12 protein-coding genes are annotated in these 12,953 nt (G+C 31.6%); 3 read left to right on the top strand and 9 right to left on the bottom strand.

The window, feature by feature from the left end; translation table 11 throughout:
* The coding region (locus tag B3C18_RS23220) for a UDP-glucuronic acid decarboxylase family protein (protein WP_291152462.1) at nt 1-878 on the bottom strand (878 nt) is incomplete at its 3' end.
* Nucleotides 879-1,064: 186 nt separating this feature from the next.
* On the opposite strand from B3C18_RS23220, the gene B3C18_RS23215 reads away from it, so the two are divergent.
* Nucleotides 1,065-2,141, top strand: coding sequence for a glycosyltransferase (locus B3C18_RS23215; protein WP_291152460.1), 1,077 nt, complete (start codon nt 1,065-1,067; stop codon nt 2,139-2,141).
* Here the strand turns inward: B3C18_RS23215 and B3C18_RS23210 are convergent.
* The 8 genes from B3C18_RS23210 to B3C18_RS23175 all read right to left on the bottom strand — a co-directional run bounded on the left by B3C18_RS23210 (nt 2,118) and on the right by B3C18_RS23175 (nt 10,958).
* Complete coding sequence (locus B3C18_RS23210) at nt 2,118-3,242, bottom strand: O-antigen ligase family protein (protein WP_291152458.1); 1,125 nt, start codon at nt 3,240-3,242, stop codon at nt 2,118-2,120. The two genes, B3C18_RS23215 and B3C18_RS23210, sit on opposite strands and share 24 nt — an antisense overlap.
* A gap of 139 nt (nt 3,243-3,381) precedes the next feature.
* Nucleotides 3,382-4,446 carry a hypothetical protein gene (locus tag B3C18_RS23205; protein WP_291152456.1) on the bottom strand — a complete coding sequence of 355 codons (1,065 nt, stop codon included), beginning with the start codon at nt 4,444-4,446 and terminating at the stop codon, nt 3,382-3,384.
* A gap of 17 nt (nt 4,447-4,463) precedes the next feature.
* Nucleotides 4,464-5,750 carry an MATE family efflux transporter gene (locus B3C18_RS23200; protein ID WP_291152454.1) on the bottom strand — a complete coding sequence of 429 codons (1,287 nt, stop codon included), beginning with the start codon at nt 5,748-5,750 and terminating at the stop codon, nt 4,464-4,466.
* A gap of 22 nt (nt 5,751-5,772) precedes the next feature.
* A complete protein-coding gene (locus B3C18_RS23195; protein WP_291152451.1) occupies nt 5,773-6,759 on the bottom strand; it encodes a hypothetical protein in 987 nt (328 codons plus the stop codon).
* A 9-nt stretch (nt 6,760-6,768) separates the two neighbouring features.
* A complete protein-coding gene (locus B3C18_RS23190) occupies nt 6,769-8,448 on the bottom strand; it encodes a DUF6909 family protein (protein WP_291152448.1) in 1,680 nt (559 codons plus the stop codon).
* Between the two features lie 118 nt (nt 8,449-8,566).
* Nucleotides 8,567-8,956 (bottom strand): hypothetical protein, encoded by a 390-nt coding sequence (locus tag B3C18_RS23185; RefSeq protein WP_291152445.1) that lies wholly within the window; start codon nt 8,954-8,956, stop codon nt 8,567-8,569.
* Nucleotides 8,957-8,961: 5 nt separating this feature from the next.
* The gene (locus B3C18_RS23180; RefSeq protein ID WP_291152442.1) at nt 8,962-10,446 is read right to left on the bottom strand and encodes a GH3 auxin-responsive promoter family protein; all 1,485 of its coding nucleotides are present in this window, start codon (nt 10,444-10,446) and stop codon (nt 8,962-8,964) included.
* A gap of 11 nt (nt 10,447-10,457) precedes the next feature.
* A complete protein-coding gene (locus B3C18_RS23175) occupies nt 10,458-10,958 on the bottom strand; it encodes a peptidase (protein WP_291152438.1) in 501 nt (166 codons plus the stop codon).
* 209 nt (nt 10,959-11,167) lie between these two features.
* Between B3C18_RS23175 and B3C18_RS23170 the strand changes: the two genes are divergently transcribed.
* Nucleotides 11,168-11,356 (top strand): Sec-independent protein translocase subunit TatA/TatB, encoded by a 189-nt coding sequence (locus B3C18_RS23170; protein ID WP_173972071.1) that lies wholly within the window; start codon nt 11,168-11,170, stop codon nt 11,354-11,356.
* Nucleotides 11,357-11,462: 106 nt separating this feature from the next.
* Nucleotides 11,463-12,866 (top strand): glycosyl hydrolase family 8, encoded by a 1,404-nt coding sequence (locus tag B3C18_RS23165; RefSeq protein WP_291152436.1) that lies wholly within the window; start codon nt 11,463-11,465, stop codon nt 12,864-12,866.
* The last annotated feature ends 87 nt before the right edge of the window (nt 12,867-12,953 follow it).

Genomic DNA, 12,953 nt, shown 5'->3' with positions numbered 1-12,953 from the left:
ACTTTTGCTTCCCAACCTAATAACTCTTTTGCTTTTGTAGTATCTGGCTGGCGTTGTAAAGGATCATTTATTGGTAAAGGATGATAGACTACCTTTTGATTCGTTCCGGTTAATTTAATGATCTCTTCTGCAAAATCTTTAATGGTGATTTCGTCAGGATTTCCAATATTTACCGGATATACATAATCTGAATGCAATAATCTAAAAATACCTTCAACCTGATCATCAACATAACAAAAAGAACGTGTTTGCATTCCGTCTCCAAAAATAGTTAGATCTTCTCCGCGCAAAGCCTGACCAATAAAAGCAGGAATAACACGTCCGTCGTTTAAGCGCATTCTTGGTCCGTAAGTATTAAAAATACGTACGATTCTTGTTTCTACGCCATGAAAAGTATGGTACGCCATTGTTATGGATTCCTGAAAACGTTTTGCCTCATCGTAAACACCACGTGGTCCAATTGTATTTACGTTTCCGTAATATTCTTCAGTTTGTGGATGAACTAGAGGATCTCCGTAAACCTCAGATGTTGAAGCAATCAGAATTCTTGCTTTTTTAACTCTTGCTAATCCTAATAAATTATGAGTTCCTAATGACCCTACTTTTAACGTCTGAATTGGAATTTTTAAATAATCTATTGGACTTGCCGGCGAAGCAAAATGCAAAATATAATCTAAATCACCAGGAATATGAACAAACTTGGTAATATCGTGATGATAAAATTCGAAATGTTCTAACTTGAATAAATGCTCTATATTTTTAAGATCTCCCGTGATCAGATTATCCATCCCGATAACATAATATCCTTCTTTAATGAATCGGTCGCACAAATGCGATCCTAAAAATCCTGCAGCTCCGGTAATAAGTATTCTTTTCATATTTGGTTTTATTGAACATTTTTAGGGTTTGTTTTTCTACTAAAAGCCCCATGAAACAGCTACAAATGTAATAAAATATCTGGCCTTTTAAATTACACCTGAGCTCATATCTTGAAAGAAGTTTTTAATTTTCAGATTATAATTAAGCTTATTTATCTATTTTTACTCTCAATTAAATCCTCTGTTTTGAAAGTTGTACACATTATAGAAGCTCTTGGTGGAGGAGTTTATACTTATTTTAGAGATTTATCAACTTTCTTTGGTGATGATGAAATAAATAAAAAGATAGAAACTACTATCATATACAGTAGTAATCGAAAAGAAATTGATCCTCAGAAAATAAAGTCTGAATTTTCAAATGGAGTCAATCTGATCCACATTAATATGGTTCGGGAGTTTTCTCCACTTCAGGATTTAAAATCGGTTTATGAATTAAGGAAAGAGCTAAAAAGAATAAATCCAGATGTTATTCATCTTCATTCCTCAAAGGCCGGGGTTTTAGGACGTGTTGCTTATTTTTTATTATTCAAAAAAAAGAAACTTTTTTATAGTCCTCATGGTTTTTCTTTTCTTAGAACTGATATCTCAAGATCCGTTCAAAAATTGTATAAAATAATAGAACAAAGTTTTCAAACGCTATTTGGCGGAACAACAATTGCTTGTGGAGATACTGAATTTGAAATTGCACAAAAATTTGGAAACTCAAAGTTAATTCGAAATGGAATTGATATTAACGATATTAGAAAATATGCTTTTGAAAATGAAAATGAAAAACTTACAATTGGAATTTTAGGTAGAATCACATTTCAAAAAAATCCTGAACATTTTAATAAAATTGCCTTGAATTTTCCAGAATTCAATTTTGTCTGGATTGGTGATGGGGAATTAAAATCTTCAATTACCGCTCCAAATATTCGAGTTGCTGGCTGGCTTTTTGATCATCAATTGGTTTTAAAAGAACTCAATAATATTGATATTTATCTACAAACTTCTTTGTGGGAAGGTTTACCAATAGCCATATTGGAAGCAATGGCGCTGGAAAAACCTGTTATTGCTACCAATATAATTGGCAATAAAGATATTGTGATTCATAATGAAACAGGATTTCTATTTGATGAAATTTCAGAACTGAAACCGTATTTTCAAATCCTGAGCAATTCTGTAAATCGAAAACTTTTTGCTAAAAAAGCTTTTGAAAGATGTGTAGACTTATTCGATAAAAATAAAAATTTTGAAGAACTAATTACTATTTACAAGAGCTGATTTTTGTTGCATCCAATAACTTGAAAAAATGGACAACCAAAACCCGCTGAAAGCAATTCCATCAAAACGAAGCAAAAAGTCATCCATTAGATTTGATGTAAAAAAGATAATAAAAAATGAAATTATAACAGCATTCTTTAGATCAAATCCTAAATATCCAATTATAGAAATATAAAAAAGTACCACCAAAGGTCCGAGAATTCCAAACTTCAATAAAAAATCAAGAAATTGATTATGAGTAGGAAATTCATATTTAGCCAAAAACTGCTGATTGGTTGCTGCATAGTATTTATTTAATTCATTTTTTCCATCGGAAGCGCCTACTCCAAAAGGGAGATTTTTTAAAGACAATTCCCAGGCAGATTTCCATATAGAAACTCTGGTAACTAAAGAATTAAATACTTTAACCTCCGGATGATCGATCTCATCAAGCTTACCCACTTTATCCATATAAGCAAAGCTAACGCTTGAATATTTTTCTTTCATGTATGGATCTTTTTGAACAAATAAAAACAAAACGGCAATTAATAAAATAAATACTGGCAAACTTTTTAAAGCTACTTTTTTAAAATTATCCAGCTTTACTGCATAAAAAAGAACGATCAAAAGTCCGATAAAAACATTTATTAAGGCCAATCTGGTATTAACAAACAATACAAAGAAAAAAGAAAGTATAAAGGTTATCATTCTTATCACTTTGAGTGTAAATTTTTCATGATCTTTAAAACTCTTAATTAGAAAATAAAAAGCAGAAACGCTTACAAAAGCCAGATGCATATTTAAAGCTGGTGCATGAATTCCTACACTATTCCCAAATTGATATCCCATTTCCCATAAATGAATACCATTCAGATATTTATGTATTAATTCTGGAAACAAAATATTGAATCGAATGAAGAAAAAAAGCAAAACCAAAGTTGTGCCGAAAACATAAACTTGCAACAACTTCAAAAAATTTACCCGTTGAAAATTTCCAATTATAAACAATGGAAAAATTACTAACGAAGTGCTTTTTTCTATTGCTTTTAAGCCTTTTGCAAAAGAATCATTATTCCAGAAAAGCACTAATTCAAGTATTACCGGAGTTGCAATACACGCCACAAGAATCAATATATTTTTTGTATAATGCAGCTTTTTAAAAAAAATTAAATTGAAAACTGCAAATACTACAATCACTATTGAGCACGGTTTTCTAAAGATCATCAAAATGGCAATCAAACACAAAAAAAGATGGAAGATTCTATTGAAGTTCTTTTCGGAAATATTCATGATATAACGCAAAATAAATTAGTGGAAAAATGCCTATTTTATGTCTCATCGCCGAACCTAAATCGGGTTCAAAAACTCCTTGTGTAATAAAAAATGAAAATAATATAAAAAAAATGAATAGTTCATATTTATAATATTCTCTGTGTTTTATGCATTTAGCAAAACGAACCAATAAGATGTAAAAAAGTAAAAGCTGCCAAATTACAAATAAGACGATTTGAGGAGATAAAATATGTTTTAAACCATTTATTGGAATATTTACTGTAAAAAAACCATAAAAAATGGCAATTATTTCTCCGTACCAAGTATCAGGTTTTAAAGGCGGCGTGATCATAGAATTTGCATCTGGTGAACCTATGCGTTCTTTATTAACCACCTCACGGCTCATTTCAGAAAAATATTCTCCTTTTAAAATTCCATAACTCAATGATAAAAAAAAGACAATCAATAATCCGTAAAAAATTGTTGATACCGTTTTATTTTTAAAATTAATAAAACTTATAAAATACATACCTCCGGCAATTATAGGAATCAAAGCAAAATAAGGCCTGTATAAAGCTCCGAAAAGTATAAGAAGGAATACCGACAAAAGAACCGTTTTTTGAAAGGAATACGGCTTGTTTTTACACAAAAATATAATTGAAGAAATGAATAAAAAAGTAATAAATTCTTTTGAAGGCATTGCTATAAAAATAGCAATCATAAAAATCCCCAAATAGACAATAGCGTTTTTTACATTTATTTTTGCAAAAGAATCCGGAACGCCTATTTTATACAAAACATACATCAAAATAGGAAACTGTATAAGTGCAATTAAAGGAAAAGGAAGATAGCGGAGACCCGTAACTTTATAAAATAAAATAGTTAATGGATAACTGCCTAAGTATCCTATTTCATTGTATTTATCATAAATTATTATCGCTGAATCATAAAAGAATTTGGGTGGCAAAACAAAAAAAGTACTAAATGCAACCACCAAATTGGCCATCGCTAGTAATAAAAATGCTGCTGTACTTTTTTTAATCTTGTTTTGCATATTAAAATTGATTTTTTCTAATGTAAAAAAATCTTGATTTTGTCTTTTTTATATATAACAACTGCCGAAACACAATTCCAGAAAAAAGAACTGCAGAAAAAAGCAGCAGCTGCGCCAGTCATTCCGTAAATTGGAATCAAAAATCTATTTAAAATAAAGTTAATGATAACCGCTCCTATCAAAATTACCTGAAAAATATGTTGTCTTCCGGTCATATTCAGATAAACTGGAGCTGAACCAAATAAAGAACAAATTCCCTGACCAATTATTAAAATTAAAAAGGATTTCTGCGCTATGATGTATTGGTGTCCAAACAAGGACAAAACATAATTAGAAAATACAGAAATTAAGATTATCACCGGAAAACTAATGCAAAAAATTAAACGAGCACTGCTTTGCAATGTTTTTTTTAATTCTATCCAATTCTGATTTGAAAAATACTCCGCAATTTTTGCCGAAACAGTTATGTTTATTGTCAAGATTATTACAGAAACAATTGTCATTATTTTAACTCCGACAGAATAAAAAGCTACTGTTTCGTCATTTTGATATTTTTTTAAAAACATAATATCAAAAGACATTAATAAAAACATTGCCATTCCGCTTATTGCAATGGGATACGATTTTGTGAAAATCTCTTTTGAAGTAAAAATCTCTTCTGGTACTGTCTCCTTTTTATTAAAATAAATAAATACTAAAACAGAACTTATAAGGGCTAGAAAAATAAAACCAATTAAAAAAACATCTACCAAATAGGCTTCTAAATGGAGATAAAATAAAACTACAGAGCCAATTATCAGCGGAATATATTTGATAATATTTCTAAATAATTCTGCAACATACAATTTGTCTAATGCTCTGAAAACCTCTGTATTTAAAAGCGATAATCCATGAAAAAACAATATGACTGAACTCTTTAAAAGGATTGAGTATACCTCATCATCCAAAAAATAACTATTAATTGTCTTTTTATCAATAATAAAAAAAACAGCTAAAATTAATATTGAAGTTAAAAATAGCATCCTTACCATTTTTAAATACACCATTTTCAATTGTCGTACCTCTTTTTGACTTGCTAACTTTCCTTTAAAATATAAAATGGACTGATCAAAACCCAATAAACAAATACTTCCAACTGCTAAAAGATAAGAACGCACAAAATCATACTGTCCCACTAATTTTGGACTGTATGATTTTGTTAAAAATATGGTGAAACCAAATAACAAAAGAACTCCAAAAATTCGCAAAGCCAAAGTTCCTAAACTCTGTTTTATGAATGATTTTTTTGAAATTCTTTCAGTCATTTTAAACGTTTTCAATACTATATTATTTAACCTGAGCTTTGAAAAGCTGGTTACGATAAAACTTTAGAAACAAATGAATTAAAACGAAAATAAAAATGAATAAAAATGGCAATAAAAGTTTAAGATTCCCATTTGTAATTTTAGCACTATGTATATTTAAAGTTGAATTTATGTCCTTAATTGCTTTATCATAATTAATAAGCTTTAGCCTGTATTTACCCTGATCGATTATTAAATATTGTTTTGTTTTAATAATATCGTTAAGCTGAGTATTTTCGTTATAGTAAATCAGCTTATCGTTTTTTGATCCATTTTTTACGGTATTAGAAAAGCCATTTAAAACCTGGTCAATTTGAGCAATAATAGTATCATTTTGAATTATCTGCTGTTCCAGATTTTTATATCCAATTTTTTGAAGCGTCTTAAAATATTCAGAGCTATTTAAGTATTTTAACAATGGCTCAACGATATCTTTTTCGCTCGTAATTTTGTCGGTTACAAAAGATATCGAATGAAAAGTATAGTTTTTACTTGTGATATTATCTTCTAACACTTTTTTAACCTCGCCAACCTCAGCCATCAATTTAATCAGCTCAAAATTCTGCTCTTTGTCTTCAATAAACTTATAAACATCGGCAATGGGTTTGATCTCGATTTTTTTTATTGATTTTGGATTTTGAATACTAACTTCATTTTTCAAGAAAGCCGTGTCTCCTGCAATAATTTTAGATTCGATCAAATTTATTTTAGAATAAAGATAATCGACGCTTCCAAAATTTGGCGTTACAATAATCTGATTTTCAAATGTTTTTTTATTTGAATCTAAATACCAGCCAATACCAAACCCTATGATTAGTAAAATTAAAACAATAATCCATTTGCGGACAAAGAAATGAATAGACTGAAAAATAATGGAGTTAATTCTTTCGAAAAAACCACCAATACTTTTTGAAAGCTGAAAAATATCAATCTCCTGTCCTGAATTATCGTGCGGTACTTTTGTACTCATTTATTGTTTTTATTTTACGTTGAAAATTTGTTCCAAAATTTTAATTGTGATCAGGTAAGTTGGTTTTACACCTGTCGTTCCTAACCCGCCAGAAGCTAATGTACTTCCGGTTTCAAGTGGATTATCTGAGGCGTAATATGCATAACGAACTTTGATATCGTGCGGAACACTTTTTCTGATTTTTGATGCTGATTGAATCGCTTTTTGGTAATAAGATCCTTCCATTTCAAGGCCAATAACTCCCCAGGTCGATTCGTGAAAGAATTTCAATAAATCCCTGTTTTGTAATGATGTTCCTAAAACGGTAACCATCGCACCTTCAAAAACTGCAATATCGTTTCCTTCAAACATTGCTCCTGTTAATTCATTTTCGAAGAAATAATTATCTGCCGTTCCTTCGTTAATATGTGCTGTAGGGATCATGATATCGCCTTTTCCTCCTTCCAGAATTCCGGCTTTACCCATTATTGAAACTGATTTTACATTTAATAAAGTTTCTTTTTTATAAGGCTTTAAAAGCTCATCTATTGTTTCGTAAGCCTGCTCACCAAAAGCATAATCCATTACGATAATAACCGGAGCTACTTCGTCAAGAACTGTTTTTGGAAATGCTGTTTTTGCCCAGTCAATTTTTGCAGTATCAAAAATCTGAACGTCAATATTCGTTCCTGAACTATCAGGTAAAGAAATCATTCCGTTTTTTAAAGCCAGTTCTTCAACATGGCTTCTGGTTTCTTTAGCGCCAGATTTGCTTAATTCTTCATAAATATAAAAATCAGACTTGTCCTTGAATTTTGTTTTCAACAACGGTGTTGCAAAAATAGAATTCATCACACTATGCATATTCGCACTTATTACGTGAATTGGACGTTTTAAAAGGCTATTTGCCTTAAGAACTTCCTTGATGTTCGTTGCCCAGATTTCACCGTGAATATGGTGTCCTAAACGCTCTCTTAATACAGGACTAAAAGTTATGGTACGTTTATTATTATCAATAACTTCTTCAATCGCTAATTTTCCTAACCAATAGATTACATGCAGGAAACGATCCGGAGCATTTTCCGAACCAAAAGCATCATAAATATCCAGAACCTCTTCAAAAGTTCGTGCTAAAATATTGGCAACATGCGAGATTGCTTTTTCTTTTTCGATTTGAGAAAGCTTTTTGGTTTGTAATACAGCTTGCTCTAATTTTAACCAGTCGCGCGAAACTTCGCCTCCATCATCTAATAAAACCCTGTTTTTGATTTTATGCGATTCTATGAAAATAAAAGTCAAGTGGGTCAGGATATCATAAATATCTGATCTTCCGCGAGTGATTTCAACATTCATTTGTTCCTCGTCGATTCTGTAACAATTACGTCTTCTTTTTGGAGGAACAATCGCTTGAAAATGCGATTTAGAATAACCTTCATCCGAAGTTAAATTGATAAATCGACATTGCTCGATACCTATTGGTAAACGTTCTATAACGTACAAAAGTCCGTTAAGCTCTACTTTTTCTTCGCCTATGTTTCCGTATATTTCCGGACGTAATGCTAATAATGATTCACGTAAACTATCGCCCGAAACTCCCATTGGTTTATAAAAACCACGGTTGAATAAGTGACGCATTGTAATGTACATTTTTTCTATAGCTGCAGATGATTCCTGCGCTCTGGATCTTGATATATTTTTAGTTTCTTTCATGCTATTTTATTTTTAAATCTTCTGTTGAAGAAGATGTAATAGGTATTTTATTAAACGAAATTAGGAATTAAAAATGTTAATTCAACTGAAATCTATTCATGTCATTATTTGATAACATTTATTTTAAACTAAGATTTACAATTTGGATAACTTCACATTCTGCAACTTTATGTGGTCCTTCCATAAAAAAACCTTTTAATCCTGTTTTTATTTTTTGTTTGTGAAATTCTTGATTCATTTCATTTACTATCCACATTTTAGCTTTCCCGAAAGCTGTAACACGAATAGATTTATCCAGAATAACCTGACCTTCTTCATCTAGAAACTCTGGCCAGATCATCCATATTTTTTTTAGATTTTCATCTTCAGAATACATAAAATCTGAGCGATAACCCTGAGCAGGATTTCCTGTTTTTCTTCCTCCTTCTTCTGGTGACAAAAAACGATATTCGACTATAAAATCACATTCGCGATTTTTAATTTGCTCATAAGATATATGATTATCCATTTTCTCTATTTCAAATTATCAGCAATATCTCTATTGTTCGATAATCTCGGGATTTTATTTTGTCCTCCTAATTTTCCTTGCGATTTCATATAATCCTGGAATCCGTTTTTCGAAACTTTGGTGACAACCACTTTCCTCAACACATTTCCGGTAATTAAATCATCGTAGTAAATGTTTTGCTTTCGCATAGAATCATCGATAGCTTCGCCAAAAGCTTCTAAATTTTCGGGTTCATTTTCAAATTCAACCAGCCATTCATGATAAGGCAATCCGCTTGAAGGGTTTATTTGAGGTGCAACCGTAAATTCGTTGATAACAATTTTAGTTCCTTCTGTCGCTTCTTTCATTGCTTTTTCGACTTCGTTGGCAATAACGTGTTCACCAAAAGCTGAAATATAATGTTTGATTCGGCCCGAAACGATTACACGATGCGGAAATAATGATGTAAACTGAACTGTATCACCAATATTGTATCGCCAAAGTCCTGCATTTGTAGAAACGATCAAGGCATAATTTACACCAATTTCTACTTCACCAACTGTATAGCTTTTTGGATTTTCTGAAAAGAATTCATCGGCTTTTATAAACTCATAGAAAATTCCTGAATTCAATAACAACAGCATTCCTTTAGATTTTTGTAAATCCTGATACGCAAAAAATCCTTCAGAAGCTGGAAACAACTCAATACTGTCTACTTTACGGCCAATCATTTTTTCGAATTTGGCGCGGTAAGGTTCGTAATTAACCCCTCCGTAAATAAATAGATTGAAGTTTTTAAACAAATCCCCTATTTTTTTTCCGCCACTTTTTTCCTGTAATCGCTCAAAATACATTTGTACCCAAGAGGGAATTCCGGAAATTATGGTCATGTCCTGATCAATAGTTTCTTCTACGATCGCATTTACTTTGGTATCCCAATCTTCGATGCAATTGGTTTCCCAAGATGGCATTCTGTTTTTTTGAAGATATTTAGGCACAAAATGAGCTCCAATTCCGGACAATCTTCCAAATTTAATCCCATATTTTTCAATTAAAATTGGACTTCCCTGCAGGAAAATCATTTTTCCATCAACAAAATCAGCATTTCCGGTTTCGTATATATAATGTAAAATTGCATTTCTCGAAGCTTCTATATGATACGGCATTGATTCTTTGGTCAGCGGAATATATTTTGCTCCCGAAGTTGTTCCTGAAGTTTTGGCAAAATAAAGCGGTTTCCCTTTCCAGAGAATATTTTTTTCGCCCATTCGAACTTTATCGATATAAGGTTTTAAATCTTCGTAATCACGAATTGGCACACGTTTCCTGAAATCATGAACCGTATTTATTTTATCAAAGTGATGATCTGTACCAAACTGGGTTTCTTTGGCACTATTTATTAAACTTTTAAAAACTGCTTGTTGTGTTTCGACCGGCTTATTGGCCCAAGCCTGTGTTTTATAAAATATTTTCGTGGCAAATAATTTTGCAGCTACTGATTTAATAGACATTTCTTACGGTATTATTTCTTGTCACTTTTGTTTTTACTTCGAGTTTTTTCGCCCGACTCCTTCTCCATCTTTGCCACTTCTGCCCTTAATTTAATTTCTTCTTCAGAGGCTTTCATATTTACTTCCGAAACTTCATCAGTTTCTGCCATAATAGAATCTTTATTGAATTTTGCATACTCTAATTCGCCTTTTAAAACCTTCTGAATTCCTTTTATATAAGCTTCATTTTTCTTTAAAGCGGTTTCTAACGAATCTGATTTGATGGCCAGTTCGGTTGCATTCTTCTTTAATTCAGAGGAAGAATAACCCGGAATAAATTCGCGCAAAGGCGTAAAAGCAATGATGAAAGTAGTAATTAAAATTAGAAATATTCCTCCTAATGTGAACGTTACGAACACATTCATTAAGTTGAGTTTGAACGAAAAAATTTCTTCGAAAGTATCTTCATTCAAAATTACCAGTCGGTTTTTGATGAATAAATTTTTTCTGAAATTGAACTTTTTCTTGGTCATTATGGTTGTTTATACGAGCAAATATAATAATTAATCGCCTTGTTGATACCTTACAAAAATGAAGGAATAGGCTCATTTTAAGATTTTATAAAATATTTAACGCTACCGGAAACTAATATTTTAATCCAAAAACACTTCTTCTTCGTATATTTCTATATACATTTGCATAAAATTAGAACATAATTTGCTTCGGCATTAAATATACAATCATGGGAAGATTAGGTCTTACAGAAATCCTTGTAATAGTAGGTATTGTGATATTACTTTTTGGAGGTAAAAAAATTCCGGAATTAATGAAAGGTTTAGGAAGTGGAATTAAAGAATTTAAGAACGCTGCTAAAGACGATCAAACCCCTCCTGCACCTTCTGCTAAAAAAGAAGAGGAAGAAATTAAATAAGAAATTATATCCTTATTATAAAACCCCAAATTACGATGTAGTTTGGGGTTTTTATTTTATCTAAAAAAACTTACTTTTAGAGTCCCTAAATCAAATAACAATAATAATGAAAAACCTACTTCTTATTACTGTTGCTTTTTTGTGTCTCAAAAGTTATGCACAAAAGCAACCCTTTCCTGCCAACGTAGTATTTACAAATGGCCTAATGGCATCAAACAAAAATGCTATCGATGCACAAAACAATTATAAAATCTGGAAAGATAATTTTGTTACAAGCTGTTCGAATGGCCGATTCAGAGTAAAATTTGACGATCCTTCTCAAACTGTTTCTGAAGGAATTGGTTACGGAATGCTGCTTGCTGTTTATGCCGCCGATAAAACATTGTTTGATGGTCTTTGGTTGTATTATAAAGACAATGTAAATTTTAATGGTGTAATGAACTGGAAAATCAACGGCTGTTCTGGAATAAATGGTGCAAATGGTGCGACAGATGCAGAACTTGACGCTGCCTTTGCGCTTATTGTTGCCGATTATCAATGGGCAAGTAATGGAACATTAAATTATAAAAGTGACGCGCAAACATTGATTGCTACTATAAAATCTCATGAAATTGAAGCCAATACTTTTGTTTTAAAGCCCGGAGATCAATTCGGCGGAAGCCAAATTACAAATCCCTCTTATTTTTCGCCAGCCTATTACAGAGCTTTTGGAACTTTTTCAAATGATGCCACTTTTTGGAATCAGGTTGCTGCAAAATCTTATACCATTATAAACAATAATTTAGCTATCAATAATGCTGTTGGTGGGTTAGTTTCTGACTGGTGTCAGGCATCTGGCGCTTATTCTACTATAGCTTCAGCCAATGGGTATAATAGAGAAGGAAAAGCGTATACTTATGATGCTGCAAGAACTCCATGGCGCATTGCTGTTGATTATTTATGGTATGGAAATGCTGATGCAAAGGCTTACGCCAAAAAATCATCTGATTTTGTACGCATAAATCTTGGCGGATCTGCCAATATCAAAGATGGCTACAACCAAAACGGATCTTTAAACGGGCAATGGCATAATGCTACTTTTGTGGGAGCATTTGCCTGTGCAGCAATGGCGGGTGAAAATCAGGCACATTTAGACGCTTCTTATAGCGACTTAAATAACTTAAATGAACCCAACAGTTATTTTAATCATACATTAAAAACATTGTATTCTTTTTTATTGACAGGTAATTTTTATCTGCCACCAACGGCCAATTTATCTACTGGAGATTTTGATTTAGAAAAATCTACTGTTACGCTTTTCCCAAATCCGAGTGCCGATCGATTTACTGTTCATGCACCTCAGCAATCTACCATTTCTGTAATTTCTCCTTCAGGAAGCATTATTCATCAGCAAAAAACAACCAATGAAAATACAGAAATCAATTTAGCCAATCAATCTTCCGGAATTTATTTAATAAAGATATCCAATGATGATTATAAAAGTGTGACTAAAAAAGTGATTTTGAAATAATACTAAAAAAAGAAACTCCCAAATTACAAATTGAATTTGGGAGTTTCTTTTTTTTGATTTGCAATTTTTAAACTATCATTAATGTAA

This window comes from Flavobacterium sp. UBA7680, from assembly GCF_002482975.1.
Lineage (GTDB): Bacteria > Bacteroidota > Bacteroidia > Flavobacteriales > Flavobacteriaceae > Flavobacterium.
Note: the sequence above shows the minus strand (reverse complement) of the source record. Positions and strands in the feature narration are given on the sequence as shown.